Below are 18,537 nucleotides of genomic sequence, written 5' to 3' on the forward strand. Positions count from 1 at the left end.
AAGGGAGTTTTTGTTTACGGAAAGGCAAAATTATAGTAAAATTAGAAATTAAACGTTACAGTACAGACTGTGCGATGTATCCGGCTTAAGGACTTTGGGCCAATAAAGGGCAATCTTTGAGGAAGCTGGATGAAAAAGTCTGCTGTATCCAAATGGAGATGATAAAATCATGAAAGTGTTATTAACAGCAATTAATGCAAAGTATATACATTCCAATCTGGCAGTCTACAGTCTGAAAAGCTATGCTTCTGTTTATGCACATGAGGTAGAGATCGCGGAGTATACGATCAATCAGAATGTAGATGATATTCTTTCTGATATCTATAAAAAAGCGCCCGATATTCTGTGTTTTTCCTGCTATTTGTGGAACATTACATATATCAACCAGTTGATCGTTGAGATAAAGAAGATTCTGCCGGATGTACACATTTGGCTTGGAGGCCCAGAGGTCTCCTACAATGCTGTGCGTGTCCTGAATACTTATCCACAGGCCAGCGGAGTGATGTGTGGAGAGGGAGAAGAGACATTTCTGGAGCTATTGGATTTTTACCATGGGAAGATCAGAAATCTGAAAGATATCAAAGGTATTACGTTCCGAATGTGGAAAACATCTCCTGATTCTGCGGACAATGTGGAAAACAAGTCAATAAAGAATGAACGTACAGATTATGATATTGTGGAAAATCCATGGCGAAAGGTGATGGATCTAAATAAGGTGCCTTTTGTATATGATGATATGGAAAAGTTCCGTAATAAAATCATCTACTATGAATCAAGCAGAGGCTGTCCATTTTCATGCAGTTATTGTCTTTCTTCTATTGATAAGTGTCTGCGTTTCCGGGATCTTAAGCTGGTGAAAAAGGAGCTTCAGGTATTTATTGATGCAGAGGTCCCACAGGTCAAATTTGTGGACAGGACCTTCAACTGTAAGCATGAACATGCGATGGAGATCTGGTCTTATCTGGCGGAGCATGATAAAGGGAAGACGAATTTCCATTTTGAAGTATCGGCCGATCTTTTGAATGAGGAAGAACTGTGTCTGATTGAATCTATGAGGCCTGGACTGATTCAACTCGAAATTGGAGTACAGTCTACCAACCCGGATACCATAAAGGAAATCCATCGCACGATGAAATTCGATGAGGTGAGACGGATTGTGGAGAGAATCCATAAAAAGGGGAATGTCCATCAGCATTTAGACTTGATTGCCGGACTCCCTTTTGAGGATTATGCAAGCTTTCAGAATTCATTTAATGATGTATATTCTCTGCATCCCGAACAGCTTCAGCTTGGATTCTTAAAGGTCTTAAAGGGTTCCTACATGCATGAGAATGCCGTTAAATATGGACTTCAGTACCAGGAGCGCCCTCCGTTCGAGGTTTTGTCCACAAAGTGGCTTCCTTATTCGGACATCATTCGTTTAAAAGGTGTGGAGGAGATGGTGGAGGTCTATTATAACAGTGGGCAGTTCATCTATACATTGCGAGAATTGGAGAGACATTTTTCCGATGCTTTTTCCCTCTATGAGGAGCTTGGTAGATATTACGAGAGGAATCAGCTTCATATGCTCAACCATTCCCGAATTACCCGTTATGAGATACTGTTTCGTTTCGCTGTGGAATACGATGGGGAAAATGAGGAAATCTATAAAAATACGCTGACAGTAGATCTGTACCTGCGGGATAATGTGAAGAACAGGCCTGATTTCGCAGGTGAAGAGACTGTGGGAAAAGAGGAAGCGGCAAAGTTTTACGATATGGAAGCCAGGGAACATCGGTATCTCCAGGGGTATGAACAGTTTGATAAGAGGCAGCTTCGAAAAATGACTCATTTGGAGAAAATTGATGGAAAGCTGTTATTGTTTGATTATCAAAATAGGAATGTGCTGACAAATCAGGCGATGCTCATCTATATATAAAAGAATGCGTTCTTCTGACAAAGAAGATACGGCCTAAAAAGGTCGCAAAGGAGGTTTTTATGAAGAAACGTACCAAAGAAATATTGGAAATCCTTGATCAGCAGTATGGGCGGGAATATGTCTGTTATCTGAATTACAATACGCCCTGGCAGCTATTGATCGCTACTATGCTCAGTGCCCAGTGCACGGATGCACGAGTGAATATTGTGACAAAGGATCTATTTCAGAAATACGACACCCTCGAAAAGTTTGCATATGCTGATTTAAAGGAGTTGGAGCAGGATATTAAGCCCACAGGATTTTATCACAATAAAGCCAAGAATATCATTGCCTGTACAAAGGCTTTGGTGGAGCAGTTTGATGGTGCAGTTCCCTCCTCCCTGGAGGATCTGACTTCTCTGGCAGGGGTGGGGCGCAAGACAGCTAATGTTATCCGGGGCAACATTTTCCACGAACCCAGTGTTGTGGTCGATACCCATGTAAAACGGATATCCAGGCGGCTTGGACTGACAAAGAACGAGGACCCGGAAAAGGTGGAATTTGACTTAATGAAAGAGCTTCCGAAGGACCACTGGATTCTCTATAACATCCAGATTATTACATTTGGGCGCTCCATCTGTACGGCGCGCAGTCCGAAATGCGAGGAATGCTTCTTGCAAAAATACTGTAAAGAGTATAAAATGTAACCTAACTAACTGACAACATGGACCCAATCGAGGTCCAAGACGGATAAGAGGTGGACAGAAAATGAATATATATGATAAAAAAGTAAGAAGAATCATATCAATTATTGTTATGGTAATCATCCTGGCTATGGTCGCAACGATGGTGATACCATATCTTGTTGCTTAGCAGGAGTTCTGACAGGGGCAGGTGTCTCGAAAGCGGTTACAAAGGAAATTAGAGGAAGCTTATGGGGAACAGAAAAAGAAGAAGGCGCAGGCGGAGGATAACCAGGGCACAGGCTAAAGTGATCTATCGTCTGCTCCAGATGATATTGTGTGCAGCCGTTATAATTCTCTGCGTTCAGTTTTTCCTGCACAGGTATATCAGGAAGTTTGATGAACGTATTATCATACAGGGAGTTTCTATCGGAAAAACGGATGTATCGGGCCTGAATGCAAAGCGAGCGAAAGAGAAGATACAAAAGGAACTCTCAGTCTATTCGGATGTGAAGGTCAGTCTGTCCTTGGAGGATGGAAGAGAGGCAGAGGCGACTCTTGGAGAGCTCGGTCTTACTGTGAAGAAATTAGATTCTGTAGTCCAGAAAGCTGTAGATTATGGGAAAAAGGGAAATGCACTTTCCTGTTATCGAATCTTAAAACGAGCACAGAAGCATGAGAACAAAAAAGAGATTCCTGTTACATATGCAGTGACGGAAAAATCGGCTCTGGCAGGCCTGAACGCTGCATTTAAGGATCAACTGAATCTTCCCGAAAATGCAAAAGTGACGCAGGATGATTCCGGTGTGGTCATTGTGAAAGAAAAGCCAGGTGAAGTACTGGATGTCGGGAAAACGGTAAAGAGCATTAATAAATTTTTAGCCGGAAGCTGGGACGAAAAGGGTGGAAAGGTAAAGGCCTATCTGACTTACAACGATCCAGAGATTACGAAAGCTGATCTAAAGACAATGACAGATCTGCTTGGCAGCTATACTACATTTTACGGCAGTGACGGTTCCGGCAGGGCACAGAATATAGAGAGCGGCGCAAAGCATATTGACGGCGCGATTATAAAGCCAGGGGAAGAATTTTCAGCCGATGCCGCCATGAGACCTTATACAGAGGAAAATGGGTTTACAGAGGCAGCCTCCTATGAGGATGATAAGGTGGTACAGTCCATGGGCGGCGGTATCTGTCAGATTTCTACTACGCTGTATAATGCGGTACTATATGCGGAATTGGAAGTAACGGAACGGTCTCCGCATACGATGCTTGTTCATTATGTGGAACCATCACAGGATGCTGCGATTGCAGATGATGTGAAAGACCTTAAGTTCAAGAATAACCTGGAATCACCAATTTATGTTGAAAGTGTGCTATCTGACGGCTGCATTACATTTAATATCTATGGGAAAGAGACCAGAGAAGCAGGACGATCACTGGAGTTTGTCAGTGAGACAACAGGGACGGACCTGCCGGAAGGAAAACGTTATATAGCTACAGATGATGGAATTGGTAATTTTTACGTTTTGAGTCAGGCACAGCCGGCAATTTCTGCGCAGCTTGTAAAGGTCGTCTATCAGGATGGCGAGGAAGTGAGCCGGAATGTGATTAATAACAGTGAGTATGTTCCGTCAAAGGAGACCATTGCGGTCGGAACGGCTTCTGACGATCCCCAGGTGACGGATCAGATGAATCAGGCTATTCTTTCGCAAGATGAAAGCCAGATCATGAGTACGATCCAGAAGCTGACAGGAGCATCAGACAGTTCACAGGACAGCACGCAGGATAGTTCAGGTGCAGAGAATGATTCGGCGGGGCAGGATGGTACACAGAATTAGGAAGTAAAAGACAGCAGGGAAACAAAAGTATTCCATGTTGGTAGAAGCAGGAGAAGTATGAAAGCAGGAAATATTTCACAGACCGTATGGAAGAGGTCGGTTAGAAAACAACTAAAGCATGTGCGTGAAGAGGTCCTTTTTCCTCCTTCTATGGAGGAGGCCTGCAGTGCAATTCGGGTACCGGAAGGACAGGTGGCAGTATACGCTGGCGCACAGTCTTTTGGAAATGTCGAAGAGGCGGGAATCTATGCAGCAGCGCGGGCCCTCAACGAGGTCGCTTCATGGGGGGCAGATCCAGTAGGTCTCTCTGTCCAGGCAGTGTTGCCTTTGTCAGCCACAGAAGCCCAGGTAAAGGCAATGACAGGCTGTATGGAGTCGGTCTGCAGTGAAGCAGGCGTACAGTTGACCTGTTTAAAAGTAGAAAGTAATCCTGCTGTGAACCAGGCCTTTTTTACGGCAGAAGCGGTGGGGAGTGCAAAGGAAGAGAATTTGACCCGGGCAGCGGATGCGGCGCCGGGAGAGGATATTATTTTATGTGGTTATATCGGACTGGAGGGGATGCTGAGGATCCTGGCAGAGCGGGAGGAAGAGTTGGGACAGAGGTTTGTCCCTGCGTTCATCCGGCAGATGAAGGGACTGAGGCATCAGCTTCTGGGAATTCCTGCCATCCGGGCAGCAAAATGTGCGGGGGCATCGGCAGTCCACCAGATCGGCAGCGGAGGAATCTTGGCTGCACTGTGGGAATTAGCAGAGGCGTCAGGCATCGGCCTGGAGGTTGCACTTTCCCGTATGTCCATTCGTCAGGAGACGGTGGAGGTATGCGAATACTATCATCTCAATCCCTACCAGATGACATCCACAGGAAGCTTTCTGATGACAGCAGCGGATGGTGATGCCCTTGTGAAGGAGCTGGAAGGGGTGGGCGCACGAGCCGTCAAGCTTGGGGTTGCCACGGACGGGAAGGCCCGGGTGATCACAAGCGGTGAAGAACAGAGATATCTGGACAGGCCGGCACCGGATGAGCTGATGCTCTGGTGGGAGCGCGCCTTAAAGAGTGAGACGGCTGCACCATAAGAAGAGGAAAAAAGCGGCAGGACGGGTGTCTGTCCGGGAATAAAAAGTTGTAAATTTAAAAAACAGATTTGTATAGACACATTTAGGAGGTAGTAGATATGGATAACTTAAGGAATGAAATTTTAAGATATCTGGAGACGAACAGCAGAGTGAATCTTGGAGAACTTGGGGTACTGCTCGGAGTGGACGAGGTGACAGTAGCAAATGAAATCGCTGATATGGAGAAGGAGAAGATCATCTGTGGATATCATACACTGATTGACTGGGACAAAGCAGGTGTAGAGAGCGTGACCGCATTGATTGAAGTCCGCGTGACTCCACAGCGCAATCAGGGCTTCGACCGTATCGCAGAACGGATTTACAATTATCCAGAGGTTCATGCAGTATATTTGATTTCAGGAGGGTATGACCTTCTTGTTACATTAGAAGGTAAGACATTGAAAGAGGTTTCCCGGTTTGTATCTGAGAAATTGTCCCCGATTGAATCCGTGATCAGTACTGCGACCTATTTCATTCTGAAAAAATATAAAGATCATGGCACTATCCTGGTACCGAAAAAAGAGTCAGAAAGGATGTTGGTGACGCCATGATGAGAAACCCATTATCAAAGAAAATAATAGAAATCGAGCCATCCGGTATTCGGAAATTTTTTGACGTGGCAAATGAGATGGAGGACGCGATTTCCCTTGGTGTGGGAGAACCGGATTTTGATACTCCGTGGCGTATCCGTGAGGAAGGTATTTTTTCTTTGGAAAGAGGGCGTACCTTTTATACATCCAATGCCGGATTACAAGAATTAAGAAATGAAATCTGCAGATACTTAGAAAGAAAGATTCATGTCACATATGATCCCAAAAAGGAGACTTTGGTCACAGTAGGAGGCAGTGAAGCAATTGATATCGGCCTTCGCTGTATGCTGGACCCGGGAGACGAGGTCCTGATTCCACAGCCGTGCTATGTCTCTTATCTTCCATGTACCATCATGGCAGATGGAGTACCGGTAGTTATTCCGCTTCAGTATGAGAATGAGTTCAAGCTGACCGTGGAGGATTTAGAGAAGTATACGACTCCGAAGACAAAGGTCTTGATTATGCCGTTCCCGAACAATCCGACAGGGTCCATTATGACGAAAGAGGATTTAGAACCGATTGCTGAATTCGTAAAAGAACATGACCTGTATGTTCTTTCCGATGAAATCTATTCCGAGCTGACATATAAAACGCAGCATGTCTCCATTGCAAGTCTTCCGGGAATGCGTGAGCGTACCATCGTGATCAATGGTTTTTCCAAGGGATTTGCCATGACGGGATGGCGTCTGGGCTACTGCTGCGGACCACAGCCGATTATTGAACAGATGATCAAGCTGCACCAGTTTGCGATTATGTGTGCACCGACGAACAGCCAATATGCTGCTATTGAAGGTCTGCGCAACTGCAACGATGAAGTGGAAGAGATGCGCAAGTCCTATAATCAAAGGAGACGTTTCCTGATGCACGAATTTGCACGTATGGGACTGGAATGTTTTGAGCCGTTCGGAGCATTTTATGTGTTCCCGAGTATTCAGGAATTTAACATGACCTCCGAGGAGTTTGCGACTCGTCTGCTCAACGAGGAGAAGGTCGCAGTCGTTCCAGGAACTGCTTTTGGTGAATGCGGCGAGGGATTTCTGCGTATCTCCTATGCTTACTCACTAGATGATTTAAAAGAAGCACTGGGACGTCTGGGGAATTTCATACAGCGTCTGAGAAATGAGAGGTAGGCTGCAATGTTGAATATTGTACTTCATGAACCGGAAATTCCGGCAAATACAGGGAATATTGGAAGGACCTGTGTCGCGACCAATACAAGGCTTCATCTGATTGAGCCGCTCGGATTCAAGTTGAATGAGAAAGCTTTGAAGCGTGCAGGGATGGACTACTGGTCCGATCTGGATGTAAGGACATATATCGACTATAACGATTTTCTGGAGAAGAACCCGGGGGCAAAGATTTATATGGCCACGACGAAGGCATTTAAGGTCTATACGGAGGTCCAGTATGAGCCGGATTGTTATATTATGTTCGGCAAAGAGAGCGCCGGGATACCGGAGGAAATTCTAGTAGAACATAAGGAAGTTTGTGTACGTATCCCTATGGTAGGGGATATCCGCTCACTGAATCTGGGCAATTCTGTAGCAGTCATTCTCTACGAAGCGCTGCGTCAGAACCAATTTGCAGGGATGAACCTGGAAGGACATTTACATCATCTGCACTGGTAATCTGTCTATGTATACAAAACAAAAAAGTGGAACTAAAAACAGTATGGAGCTGTGTTTGGTTTCACTTTTTCAGATTCCTGAGGAAAGAGGGTTTTAGAATCCTGGATTGTGCACATAATAATGGAAAATGTGCTATGGGCAAAGATGCATAAAAAATAGCATAATTAGAAGGATGGAAAATTATGGTTAATGCACATATTCAGCGAGGTTTGGATGAAAGCAAAGAAAATAATGCACAATTTGAAAAGAAAAAAATAACAAATTATTGTAGACTATTAACAAGTTGTGTGATATTCTAAGATTGTGTACGTAGAAAGGCGGTGACTAATATATGGTAGAGGAAACCATTCAGGTGATTAGAGAGACAGAGGCAAAAGCCGAGGCCATCGTAAAGGATGCAGAGGTACAGTGCAAGAAGATACTGGAGGATGCATCCGTTAAGGCCGGGGACCTGAAGGCTGAACAGATCGGCCAGGCCCGTGAAAAGGCAGATGCCATCATGGACAATGCGAAGGAACAAGGTGCACAAGCTCAAAAAACTTCAATGTCTGATGTTGAGCATGAGATTCAGACATTAAAGGAAACTGCAGCATCCAGAGTTGATGAGGCAGTAGGTCTCGTGATATCACAGCTGGTTTAGCTTATACCGGCGGGTGCAGCGGCCTTAAGGCCGTACAGGGATAGGCCGGTATAAAAGAAGCGAGATAAAGGAGGGATAGTATTATGGCGGTATTGCAGATGCAACGAATGAGTATCTGCGCATTGAAGAAAGACCGAAAGGCCATTCTGGAGAAACTACAGAGTATGGGCGTCATGGAGATCAACCATGTGCTCGAGGAAGACGAAGACTTCCGCCGGATGGATACAGCGAATGCCAGACTTAGCTTTGACAAAGCGGCAGCGTCCGCAGATCAGGCACTGGATATTTTACAGCAGTATGCTCCGGTCAAGCAGTCCCTGCTATCATCACTGGCAGGAAAGGACCTGATTGACAAGGAACGGTTCCAGACAGTGATCGAGAATAAGGACGAGCTTTTGAAGACCGCAAAAAGGATTCAGATGCTGGATAAGGAAAAGGCGGAATTAAGAGCCAATATCCTCAAGATTGAGAACAGTATCGAGAGCCTGATGCCGTGGCAGAAGCTGGATGTGCCGATGAACTTTTTGGGAACAGCACATATGGCGATGATTCCGGGAACAATGCCGGGGATGCTGACACTGGAGAACATCTATTCTATGTTAGCGCAGCAGTCACCGGACCTGGAAGTGGATGTTCACATCATTTCCGCGGAGCAGGACACCACCTATCTTACGGTATTCTGCCTGAAGAAGGATGCCGCGCAGGCAGAAGAGACACTGCGCAGTATTGGGTTTGCAAAGCCTTCACTGATCATTGATCAGGTGCCTTCAAAAGCGAAGGAAGAGATGGAGGCAGAGATTTCTGGAATTCAGGAAAGAATCGCGGCCATCGAAAAGGAAGTCATTGATTCGGCAGTGAACCGCGAGGGGCTAAAGCTTTTGGCTGACTACTACCGTGTTCGTGCAGAAAAGTACGATGTACTGGGGCAATTGCCGCAGTCGGAACGTACCTTCCTGATCAGCGGATATGTACCTACGAAGGAAGTTTCGAAGGTACAGAAAGCTCTGACAGACAAGTATGACTGTGTTGTGGACGTGGAGGAATTGAAGGAGGATGAGGAAGCACCTGTACTTCTTAAGAACAATAAGTTCGCATCCAGTGCCGAGGGAATCCTTGAGGCATTCGGCCTCCCGGGAAAGGGAGAGCTCGACCCAACGGCGATTATGTCTGTTTTCTATGTTTTTTTGTTTGGTTTGATGCTTTCAGATGCGGCATACGGGGCAATCGTGTCAATTGTATGCGGAATCCTGATATTGAAGTTCCCGAGGATGGGAAAAGGCATGAAGACATCCATTCAGTTGTTCTTCTGGTGCGGTATTTCCACTCTGTTCTGGGGCATCATGTTCGGAGGGTATTTTGGTGATGTGATCAATGTGGTTTCGAAGACCTTCTTCGGACACGAGGTCGGAATCCCGGCCGTATGGTTCGTTCCTCTGGATGAACCAATGAAGCTTTTGATCTATTCCATGTTGTTTGGAGTCATTCACCTATTTACCGGACTTGGAATCAAAGGATATATGTGTCTGAAAGATAAGAAATACATGGACTTCTTCTGTGACGTAGTTCTTTGGTATATGCTTTTAGTCGGACTTTTGATCATGCTGATCCCGAGCGACATTTTTGCATCTATCGCACAGACATCTATTGTGTTCCCACCGGCGGTCAATGCGCTTGGTAAGGGACTGGCAATTGTCGGTGCAATCGGCATCCTTTTGATGTCGGGCCGTGCAAATAAGAATTTCGGGCTTCGTATTGCACTGGGTGCGTACGATCTGTACAATGTCAGCGGATGGCTCAGTGATGTATTGTCTTATTCCAGACTTCTGGCACTGGGACTTGCGACGGGAGTTATCGCATCTGTTGTCAATCAGATGGGAAGTATGGGCGGCAAGAGCGTGTTTGGGGCGATTGTATTCATTTTTGCCTTCATCGTAGGTCACACGTTTAATATAGCAATTAACCTTTTAGGAGCGTATGTGCACACAAACCGTCTGCAGTATGTAGAGTTTTTCGGTAAGTTCTATGAGGGAGGCGGACGTGCATTTAATCCTTTTAAAGAAAATACAAAATATGCAGATATTAAGGAGGAAACAAATTTATGAGTCAGTTAGGTATTGTTTATGCGCTTCTGGGCGCAGCAGTTGCGGTATTTCTTTCAGGAGCAGGTTCAGCTCTTGGCGTTGGTGTTGCAGGTCAGGCTGCATCAGGAGTAGTTTCAGAAGATCCAAGTAAGTTTGCTAAGGTTCTGATCTTACAGCTTCTGCCTGGTACTCAGGGACTTTATGGTTTGATCATCGGATTCGTAACACTGTCTAAAATTGGTCTTCTTGGCGGAGGAGCAGCAGAGGTTTCTGTTCAGACAGGTCTTTTGATTCTGGCAGCATGCCTTCCAATTGGAATCGTTGGTCTGATCTCTGGAAGATCTCAGGGAAAGACTGCTGCTGCAGCTATCGGTATCATTGCTAAGAAACCAGATCAGTTCGGTAAAGCAATGCTGTTCCCTGCAATGGTTGAGACATATGCAATCCTTGCACTTCTGATTTCATTCTTGGCAGTATCTGCTATTCAGATTTAATCTGTTGGAGAAAAAGAATCAGAGAAGGGAGAGCGTATAAATGAGTGGATTAGACAAAATGAAAAGTCAGATCCTGGATGAAGCGACCCACTCAGCTGAAGTGAAAATCGCGGAGGCCAAGGCGAAGGCAGAGGAATTGATTGAGGCTGCCAAAGCACAGGCAGCTGCGGAAGTTGAGAAAATCTCCAATAAAGCAACAGCGGATGCCAAAAATTATGCACAGCGTGTAGCATCCTCCTGTGAAATGCAACGTAAGCAGGCTCTTTTGCGTGCGAAGCAGGATGTGATATCAGGTGTGCTTGATCAGGCATACGAGAGAATCCTGAATCTGGATGCAGATGCATATTTTGATATGGTCCGCAAGATGCTGGATAAATATGTACTGGGTGAATCCGGTGAGATATACTTTTCAGCAAAGGATTTGAGCCGGATGCCGGCGGGCTTCGAGGAGGAAATCCAAAAAGCAGCAGTGGCGAAGGGCGGCGCTTTGAGCCTTGCAAAAGAGGCGAAGGAGATGGATGGCGGTTTTATCCTGGTGTATGGCGGGATTGAAGAAAACTGTACGATAAAGGCATTGTTTGATGCCAAACGAGATGAGTTATCCGATAAGGTGCATGGATTATTATTTTAGGCAGAAACATCCATGTCACTAAGGTTCGAGAGAACTGAACCAAAGTCGACAGGATGTACTTTACAACTAAGGTTCGAAAAGACCGAACCTAAGTTGTATAAGCAGGAGGTTTATATTTTGAATGATTTAGAATATACTTACGCGGTCGCGCGTATACGTGCTTTGGAGACCTCTTTGATTTCCAGTACCGATATCGAGAGGCTGATGGCCTGCCAGGATGAAGAGCAGTGTCTTCAGTTTTTAAGCGAGAAGGGCTGGGGAGACGGGACAGGTTCTATGGACGCTTCTGCCATGCTCACGCGGGAAGAGGAGAAGACATGGGAAGTTATTGACGATGTCGCTCCGGACTTGTCTGTGTTTGATGTGCTTTCTTATCCAAAACTCTACCATAATCTGAAAGCTGCGATCAAGGAAGTGTGCACAGAGATGGAGAATAAGAATATTTTCTATGATGATTGTGCAATTCCGGGAAAAGAGATGCTTTCGATTATTCAGAATAAGGAATTTGGCCGTCTGCCTGGTAAGATGGGAGAGGCGGCACAGGAAGCTTATGAGACACTGCTTCATACGAGGGATGGGCAGCTCTGCGATGTCATTGTAGACAGGGCAGCTCTGGATGCCATTTATGAAGCAGGACAAAAGGCTGACGATGAGATCATCAGAAATTACGCGGAGTCTACTGTGGCAATTGCTGATATCAAGATCGCCGTGCGTTCCCAGAAGACTGCAAAGTCACTGGATTTCATGAAGCGTGCAATGGCACCCTGCCAGAGTGTGAACGTGGACCAGCTGGCAAAAGCAGCAGCGAGCGGTATGGATGCGATCCGTGAATACCTGCTCGGAACGACCTATGCAGAAGGCGCACAGGCACTGGAGGATTCTCCGTCCGCATTTGAGCGGTGGTGCGACAACCGTATGATGGAAACGATCAGACCTCAGAAATACAATTCATTTTCTGTAGGTCCTCTGGTAGCGTATGCGCTTGCCAGAGAGAATGAGATTAAGACAGTTCGGATTATCCTGACCGGAAAGCAGAATGAATTTCCGGATGAGGCAATCCGGGAAAGGATAAGGGAGATGTATGTATAAGATAGCAGTGCTTGGTGATTATGACAGCATATACGGCTTTGCGACACTGGGCTTAAGCATCTGCCCTGTCCAGAACCGCGAGGAAGCTAAGGATAAGCTAAAGCAGCTTGCTGAAGGGAAATATGGGATCATCTATATCACCGAGGCAATTGCTGCAGAGCTGAAAGATGTGATAGAAGAATATAAAGAGCGCACCCTTCCGGCTATCATCCAGATACCGGGCGTGTCCGGCAATACGGGCGCAGGAGTGGAGGGCGTGAAGAAGACCGTGGAACAGGCGGTTGGATCAGATATCCTGTTTTCACAGGAGTAAAATGGAAACAAGGGCAAGGATGCATCCATGTCACTAAGGTTCGAAAAAACCGAACCTAAGTCGACAGGATGTACTTTGCAACGTAAGGCTCGAAAAGACCGAGCCTAAGATGCATAAGCAGGAGGTAAATTCGTCGAAATGAGTACTGGCACAATTAAAAAAGTTGCAGGTCCTCTGGTTATTGCAGAGGGAATGCGCGATGCGAACATGTTTGACGTGGTTCGTGTAAGTAATCAAAGACTGATTGGCGAAATCATAGAGATACATGGCGACGAGGCTTCTATTCAGGTATATGAGGAGACATCTGGACTGGGACCGGGAGAACCGGTTGAGTCAATGGATGTTCCTATGTCTGTAGAGTTGGGGCCTGGCCTGATTTCAAGTATCTATGATGGAATCCAGAGACCGTTGGATGATATCATGAAGATTTCCGGTAACAATCTGAAACGTGGAGTTGAGGTTCCGTCTCTGAAGCGTGATCTGAAGTGGGAGTTTGTTCCTACAGCAGCTGTGGGAGATGAGGTAGAAGCCGGAGATGTTATCGGTACGGTTCAGGAGACAATCGTTGTTCAGCAGAAAATCATGGTACCTTATGGTATCAAAGGAACCATCAAAGAGATCAAAGCTGGAGAGTTTACAGTGGAAGAGACTGTTGCGGTCGTAGAGACTGCAGAGGGGGACAAGAATCTGACCCTGATGCAGAAGTGGCCGGTTCGTAAGGGCCGCCCTTACAAGAAGAAACTGCCGCCGGAGATGCCGCTTGTAACGGGCCAGCGTGTTATTGATACTTTCTTCCCGATCGCTAAGGGTGGTGTTGCAGCAGTTCCGGGACCTTTCGGAAGCGGTAAGACTGTCATTCAGCATCAGCTTGCAAAATGGGCAGAAGCAGATATCGTTGTTTATATCGGATGTGGTGAGCGTGGAAATGAGATGACAGACGTTCTGAACGAGTTCCCTGAGTTGAAGGACCCGAAGACAGGACAGTCATTGATGGAGAGGACTGTATTGATCGCCAATACGTCTGACATGCCTGTTGCAGCCCGTGAGGCATCTATTTATACAGGAATCACAATCGCAGAGTATTTCCGTGATATGGGATTCTCCGTAGCCTTGATGGCAGATTCTACTTCCCGTTGGGCAGAGGCGCTTCGTGAGATGTCAGGACGTCTGGAAGAGATGCCTGGTGAGGAAGGTTACCCGGCTTATCTGGGAAGCCGTCTTGCACAGTTCTACGAGAGAGCCGGACACGTGATCTGTCTTGGTAAAGAAGGTAGAGAAGGCGCACTTTCAGCAATTGGTGCCGTATCTCCTCCGGGTGGTGATATTTCCGAGCCGGTTTCACAGGCAACACTTCGTATCGTTAAGGTGTTCTGGGGACTGGATTCCGCACTTGCATATAAGAGACATTTCCCGGCAATCAACTGGTTGAACAGCTACTCTCTGTATCTGGATGATATGGAAAAGTGGTTTAATTCACAGGTCGCTCCGGACTGGATGGAGAACCGTCAGAAGATGATGACGCTCCTTCAGGAAGAAGCAGAGTTGGAAGAAATCGTTAAGATGGTTGGTATGGACGCACTGTCCCCGACTGACCGACTGAAAATGGAAGCAGCACGCTCTATCCGTGAGGACTTCCTGCATCAGAACTCCTTCCATGAGATTGATACTTACACCTCATTGAAGAAGCAGCATATGATGATGAAACTGGTAATGGCATTCTATGAGAAGGCTGTAGCAGCGCTTGCAGAAGGTGCTCCGCTTCAGAAACTCATCAACATGCCAGTCCGCGAGCAGATCGGACGTTTCAAGTATACTCATGAAGATGAACTCGACAAAGTATACGAAGAAGTGAAGAAAGAGCTGCACGTAGAGATTGCCAATTCATTAGGGAAGGAGGACTTCTAAATGCCAAAAGAGTATAGAACCATACAAGAAGTAGCCGGCCCTCTGATGTTAGTGCGCGGCGTAGAGAATGTCTCCTATGATGAATTGGGAGAGATTGAGCTTGCAAGCGGTGAGACACGCCGTTGTAAGGTACTGGAGATCAACGGAAGTGACGCTCTGGTACAGTTGTTTGAAAGTGCAACAGGTATTAACCTGTCTAACAGTAAAGTACGTTTCCTGGGACGAAGCATGGAGCTTGGTGTATCAGAAGATATGCTGGGACGTGTCTTCGATGGTCTGGGACGTCCGATCGATGAAGGACCGGAGATTTTACCGGATGCCCGTATGGACATCAACGGCCTTCCGATGAACCCGGCAGCAAGAAGCTACCCGGAAGAGTTTATCCAGACAGGTGTATCAGCGATTGATGGTCTGAATACACTGGTACGTGGACAGAAGCTGCCTATTTTCTCAGCTTCCGGTCTTCCGCATGCGCAGCTTGCAGCACAGATCGCAAGACAGGCAAAGGTTCTTGGAACAGATGAGAACTTCGCCGTTGTATTTGCAGCAATGGGTATCACATTCGAGGAATCTAACTTCTTCATTGAAAGTTTTAAAGAGACAGGAGCAATTGACAGAACAGTCTTGTTCGTCAACCTGGCAAATGACCCTGCTATCGAGCGTATCGCAACACCGCGTATGGCGCTGACAGCAGCAGAATATCTGGCATTTGAAAAGGATATGCACGTTCTTGTTATCCTGACCGATATCACGAACTATGCAGACGCCCTGCGTGAGGTTTCTGCCGCACGTAAGGAGGTTCCGGGACGCCGTGGATATCCTGGATATATGTATACTGACCTTGCTTCTCTGTATGAGAGAGCAGGACGTCAGAACGGCAAGAAGGGAAGTATCACAATGATCCCGATCCTGACCATGCCTGAGGATGATAAGACTCATCCGATCCCTGACCTGACAGGTTATATCACAGAGGGACAGATCATCCTGAGCCGTGATCTTTACAGAAAAGGTATTACACCTCCAATCGATGTACTGCCGTCTCTGTCACGTTTGAAGGATAAAGGTATTGGCGAAGGTAAGACTCGTGCGGATCATTCCAACACGATGAACCAGCTCTTTGCAGCTTATGCCCGTGGTAAAGATGCGAAGGAATTGATGGTTATCTTGGGTGAAGCGGCCCTGACAGACATTGACCTCGTGTATGCAAAATTTGCAGATGCATTTGAGGCAGAGTATGTATCCCAGGGATACAATACTGACCGTGGAATCGAGGAGACACTGGATATTGGATGGAAATTACTCTCTATGCTGCCGAGAACAGAGTTGAAGCGTATTGATGATAAGTTCCTGGATCAGTATTATCAGGGACAGTAATAGGTGGAGACACTTTACAACTAAGGCTTGAAAAGACCAAGCCTAAGTTGTATAAGCAGCAGAAGGAGAGGTGAGTATATTTGGCATCCACACAAGTGAACCCGACCCGTATGGAGCTGACGCGTCTGAAGAAGAAGCGTATCACAGCAATCAGGGGCCACAAATTGTTGAAGGATAAACGTGACGAATTAATGCGTCGGTATCTGGATCTGGTAAGGGAGAACATGGAAGTGCGTTTACGGGTGGAAAAGGGAATCCTTTCTGCCAATAAGAACTTTGTCATAGCCAAAGCAGGCATGTCAGAGGCGGCTTTAAATACAGCCCTCATGGCACCGAAGCAGGAGATCAACTTAAACTGCGGCGAGCAGAATGTCATGAGTGTAAATATACCGACCTTTGATTACAAAACAAGGACAGCAGATGAAAATGATATCTACTCCTATGGTTTTGCATTTACGTCCAGTGATCTGGATGGGGCTGTAAAATCTCTGGCAGATATCCTGCCGGACATGATCAGGCTTGCGGAATGTGAGAAAGCATGTCAGCTGATGGCAGCAGAGATCGAGAAGACAAGAAGACGTGTAAACGCTCTGGAACATGTTATCATTCCAGAGACAGAAAAGAATATCAAGTATATCACGATGAAGTTGGACGAGAATGAGAGAAGTACTCAGATCCGTCTGATGAAGGTGAAAGATATGATGCTTGAGGAAGCACATCATTACAAAGAAAAAGAAGAATGCATGGCTTAAATTGAGAGATATGAACAGCCGTTGTGAGGCTGATACTATGAGAAAGAGGTATCAGTTTTGCGACGGCTGTTTTATGTTGAAAAGGAATTTATCAAGGCAAGTACGAAAGGGAGGGAATGACAGGGTACCTTTTGTGTTATATAGCTTCGGAGATATATCTAGGGGCAGAAATGAAGAGAAATCCATCAATATTTTATACATTATTAATTGTATTCTATCAGGAAACGTGCTAATCTGAACCTATCAAAATGGCAGGCATATCCGCCAACTCACGGCCATTTGACATCTCATTTCGGTGTTTCAGTTTCGAAACAGATTCCGTGAATGAAATAGCAGTACCAAGTGAAATAAAATAAGAAAAAGCAGAAGAAAAAGAAAGGAGTATCTGCCTATGAAGAAAGGGCTGAAGGACTATTTTCCACAGATTAGAACACATTGTTGATTACGGATATTGTTGTTGAGCTTGGAGATGGAAGTATGGCAAATGTAGAAATACAGATGATTGGTTATGCCTTTCCGGGACAGAGGGGAGCGTGTTATTCAGCAGATTTACTTCTAAGACAGTATAAACGTGTGCGTGGAAAAAAGAAAAAGAAGTTTACATATCAAGAAATGAAGACAGTTTATACCATTGTGTTTTTTGAAAAAAGTACGCCTGAGTTTTAGGCGTTGAAAGAAGAATATATCCATCGGGCAAAGCAGGTTTTTAATACTGGATTAACGCTAAATATGCTTCAGGAGTACATTTCAAAGGAGCTGCAGGAGATAGACAGGAATACAGTACAGTATATGATAGAAGAACAGCAGGAACGGATCGATGCGATGGAAAAAGAGAATGAAGAATTAGAAAGAAGGAATAAGATGCAGCAGGAACAGCTTGAAGCAATGGAAAGTGAGATAATCGAATTAAGAAAGATGGTAGAAAAGCTGTCAGGTATGCAAAAGTAGAATGTGTTCAATGAAACAGGTATTATAAAATCGGCGTTCAAGTGAGGACGTCGATTTTTTACAGTTAAAAAGTTGGTTCTCTCTATAAATTAAGTTAGAATATAATCAGACAACGTCATATGAACGGTTTTGCTGTGCATGCATATACTAACCATATAATGTCTTGAAATGGAAGTGTGTATTATGAATCCAAAACTGCCGTATTACATGGCATACCCAATGCCGCTTGCTTATGATGATGAGAAGATTGAGCGCAGGGACTATGAGTATATGAAAAGCCTCTATCCGGTAATGGCGAAAAAGGTCCTTCCGTATGTGGAAGAGGAATGTGACAGAATGGAATATCAGTGCAGCATGATGTATGATGAATATCCAGATCAACTGCAGCTTCGTATGATGAGTAACCGGATTTATGATAATGTACTTAAACATGAGAAGTTCTTTTTTGGAGATGAGTTTGGAGATTTCGAAGATGAAATGGAAGAACAGCAGATCCGCTTCCCAGGCCGTCCCCAGCCAGGTGGTCCAGGCCGCCCGCCACAACCAGGTCCAGGCCGC

18 protein-coding genes and 1 pseudogene are annotated in these 18,537 nt (G+C 45.6%); all 19 read left to right on the top strand.

Annotated features, from left to right (window positions below; translation table 11 throughout):
- Window positions 1–169 precede the first annotated feature (169 nt).
- On the top strand, window positions 170–1,918 hold the full coding sequence (locus HGO97_RS08830) for a B12-binding domain-containing radical SAM protein (RefSeq protein WP_216240933.1): 1,749 nt from the start codon (window positions 170–172) through the stop codon (window positions 1,916–1,918).
- A gap of 59 nt (window positions 1,919–1,977) precedes the next feature.
- Window positions 1,978–2,604, top strand: a complete 627-nt coding sequence (gene nth, locus HGO97_RS08835) for an endonuclease III (RefSeq protein ID WP_216240934.1) — start codon at window positions 1,978–1,980, stop codon at window positions 2,602–2,604.
- Window positions 2,605–2,831: 227 nt separating this feature from the next.
- Window positions 2,832–4,421, top strand: a complete 1,590-nt coding sequence (locus HGO97_RS08840) for a VanW family protein (protein WP_216240935.1) — start codon at window positions 2,832–2,834, stop codon at window positions 4,419–4,421.
- A gap of 57 nt (window positions 4,422–4,478) precedes the next feature.
- Window positions 4,479–5,495, top strand: coding sequence for an AIR synthase-related protein (locus HGO97_RS08845; RefSeq protein ID WP_216240936.1), 1,017 nt, complete (start codon window positions 4,479–4,481; stop codon window positions 5,493–5,495).
- 98 nt (window positions 5,496–5,593) lie between these two features.
- Window positions 5,594–6,085, top strand: a complete 492-nt coding sequence (locus HGO97_RS08850) for an Lrp/AsnC family transcriptional regulator (RefSeq protein ID WP_216240937.1) — start codon at window positions 5,594–5,596, stop codon at window positions 6,083–6,085.
- Window positions 6,085–7,254 carry an aminotransferase class I/II-fold pyridoxal phosphate-dependent enzyme gene (locus HGO97_RS08855; RefSeq protein ID WP_216240992.1) on the top strand — a complete coding sequence of 390 codons (1,170 nt, stop codon included), beginning with the start codon at window positions 6,085–6,087 and terminating at the stop codon, window positions 7,252–7,254. Before HGO97_RS08850 ends, HGO97_RS08855 begins: the two co-directional genes overlap by 1 nt.
- Before the next feature lie 6 nt (window positions 7,255–7,260).
- Complete coding sequence (locus HGO97_RS08860; RefSeq protein ID WP_216240938.1) at window positions 7,261–7,752, top strand: tRNA (cytidine(34)-2'-O)-methyltransferase; 492 nt, start codon at window positions 7,261–7,263, stop codon at window positions 7,750–7,752.
- A 331-nt stretch (window positions 7,753–8,083) separates the two neighbouring features.
- A complete protein-coding gene (locus HGO97_RS08865; protein ID WP_216240939.1) occupies window positions 8,084–8,392 on the top strand; it encodes an ATP synthase subunit B family protein in 309 nt (102 codons plus the stop codon).
- An 83-nt stretch (window positions 8,393–8,475) separates the two neighbouring features.
- The gene (locus tag HGO97_RS08870; RefSeq protein WP_216240940.1) at window positions 8,476–10,494 is read left to right on the top strand and encodes a V-type ATP synthase subunit I; all 2,019 of its coding nucleotides are present in this window, start codon (window positions 8,476–8,478) and stop codon (window positions 10,492–10,494) included.
- Window positions 10,491–10,967 carry a V-type ATP synthase subunit K gene (locus tag HGO97_RS08875; protein WP_216240941.1) on the top strand — a complete coding sequence of 159 codons (477 nt, stop codon included), beginning with the start codon at window positions 10,491–10,493 and terminating at the stop codon, window positions 10,965–10,967. The genes HGO97_RS08870 and HGO97_RS08875 overlap by 4 nt, the downstream gene beginning before the upstream one ends.
- A gap of 40 nt (window positions 10,968–11,007) precedes the next feature.
- The gene (locus tag HGO97_RS08880) at window positions 11,008–11,598 is read left to right on the top strand and encodes a V-type ATP synthase subunit E (protein WP_216240942.1); all 591 of its coding nucleotides are present in this window, start codon (window positions 11,008–11,010) and stop codon (window positions 11,596–11,598) included.
- A gap of 117 nt (window positions 11,599–11,715) precedes the next feature.
- Complete coding sequence (locus HGO97_RS08885; RefSeq protein WP_216240943.1) at window positions 11,716–12,687, top strand: V0D/AC39 family V-type ATPase subunit; 972 nt, start codon at window positions 11,716–11,718, stop codon at window positions 12,685–12,687.
- Complete coding sequence (locus HGO97_RS08890) at window positions 12,680–13,000, top strand: V-type ATP synthase subunit F (RefSeq protein WP_216240944.1); 321 nt, start codon at window positions 12,680–12,682, stop codon at window positions 12,998–13,000. Before HGO97_RS08885 ends, HGO97_RS08890 begins: the two co-directional genes overlap by 8 nt.
- A gap of 138 nt (window positions 13,001–13,138) precedes the next feature.
- Complete coding sequence (locus HGO97_RS08895) at window positions 13,139–14,905, top strand: V-type ATP synthase subunit A (RefSeq protein ID WP_216240945.1); 1,767 nt, start codon at window positions 13,139–13,141, stop codon at window positions 14,903–14,905.
- Complete coding sequence (locus HGO97_RS08900) at window positions 14,906–16,279, top strand: V-type ATP synthase subunit B (RefSeq protein WP_216240946.1); 1,374 nt, start codon at window positions 14,906–14,908, stop codon at window positions 16,277–16,279.
- A gap of 80 nt (window positions 16,280–16,359) precedes the next feature.
- Entirely contained in the window at window positions 16,360–17,031 is a 672-nt protein-coding gene (locus tag HGO97_RS08905; RefSeq protein ID WP_216240947.1) for a V-type ATP synthase subunit D, read from the top strand.
- 477 nt (window positions 17,032–17,508) lie between these two features.
- Window positions 17,509–17,697: a hypothetical protein gene (locus HGO97_RS08910; RefSeq protein WP_216240948.1), complete on the top strand. Its 189-nt coding sequence runs from the start codon at window positions 17,509–17,511 to the stop codon at window positions 17,695–17,697.
- Between the two features lie 63 nt (window positions 17,698–17,760).
- Entirely contained in the window at window positions 17,761–17,979 is a 219-nt protein-coding gene (locus tag HGO97_RS08915) for a hypothetical protein (RefSeq protein WP_216240949.1), read from the top strand.
- Window positions 17,980–18,162: 183 nt separating this feature from the next.
- Window positions 18,163–18,477: pseudogene (locus tag HGO97_RS24380) on the top strand (hypothetical protein); the annotation flags it as partial.
- Window positions 18,478–18,537: the final 60 nt, after the last annotated feature.

It is taken from the genome of Faecalicatena faecalis (assembly GCF_012524165.2).
Classification (GTDB): domain Bacteria; phylum Bacillota; class Clostridia; order Lachnospirales; family Lachnospiraceae; genus Faecalicatena_A; species Faecalicatena_A faecalis.

Excerpts from the sequence above, each read along its gene's own strand:
- HGO97_RS08855 (WP_216240992.1), top strand. The coding sequence starts at position 6,085 with ATGAGAAACCCATTATCAAAGAAAATAATAGAAATCGAGCCATCCGGT.
- HGO97_RS08890 (WP_216240944.1), top strand. The coding sequence starts at position 12,680 with ATGTATAAGATAGCAGTGCTTGGTGATTATGACAGCATATACGGCTTT.
- HGO97_RS08865 (WP_216240939.1), top strand. The coding sequence starts at position 8,084 with ATGGTAGAGGAAACCATTCAGGTGATTAGAGAGACAGAGGCAAAAGCC.
- HGO97_RS08900 (WP_216240946.1), top strand. The coding sequence starts at position 14,906 with ATGCCAAAAGAGTATAGAACCATACAAGAAGTAGCCGGCCCTCTGATG.
- HGO97_RS08850 (WP_216240937.1), top strand. The coding sequence starts at position 5,594 with ATGGATAACTTAAGGAATGAAATTTTAAGATATCTGGAGACGAACAGC.
- HGO97_RS08845 (WP_216240936.1), top strand. The coding sequence starts at position 4,479 with ATGAAAGCAGGAAATATTTCACAGACCGTATGGAAGAGGTCGGTTAGA.
- HGO97_RS08910 (WP_216240948.1), top strand. The coding sequence starts at position 17,509 with ATGGCAAATGTAGAAATACAGATGATTGGTTATGCCTTTCCGGGACAG.
- nth (WP_216240934.1), top strand. The coding sequence starts at position 1,978 with ATGAAGAAACGTACCAAAGAAATATTGGAAATCCTTGATCAGCAGTAT.
- HGO97_RS08875 (WP_216240941.1), top strand. The coding sequence starts at position 10,491 with ATGAGTCAGTTAGGTATTGTTTATGCGCTTCTGGGCGCAGCAGTTGCG.
- HGO97_RS08915 (WP_216240949.1), top strand. The coding sequence starts at position 17,761 with ATGCTTCAGGAGTACATTTCAAAGGAGCTGCAGGAGATAGACAGGAAT.
- HGO97_RS08840 (WP_216240935.1), top strand. The coding sequence starts at position 2,832 with ATGGGGAACAGAAAAAGAAGAAGGCGCAGGCGGAGGATAACCAGGGCA.
- HGO97_RS08860 (WP_216240938.1), top strand. The coding sequence starts at position 7,261 with ATGTTGAATATTGTACTTCATGAACCGGAAATTCCGGCAAATACAGGG.
- HGO97_RS08895 (WP_216240945.1), top strand. The coding sequence starts at position 13,139 with ATGAGTACTGGCACAATTAAAAAAGTTGCAGGTCCTCTGGTTATTGCA.
- HGO97_RS08830 (WP_216240933.1), top strand. The coding sequence starts at position 170 with ATGAAAGTGTTATTAACAGCAATTAATGCAAAGTATATACATTCCAAT.
- HGO97_RS08880 (WP_216240942.1), top strand. The coding sequence starts at position 11,008 with ATGAGTGGATTAGACAAAATGAAAAGTCAGATCCTGGATGAAGCGACC.
- HGO97_RS08870 (WP_216240940.1), top strand. The coding sequence starts at position 8,476 with ATGGCGGTATTGCAGATGCAACGAATGAGTATCTGCGCATTGAAGAAA.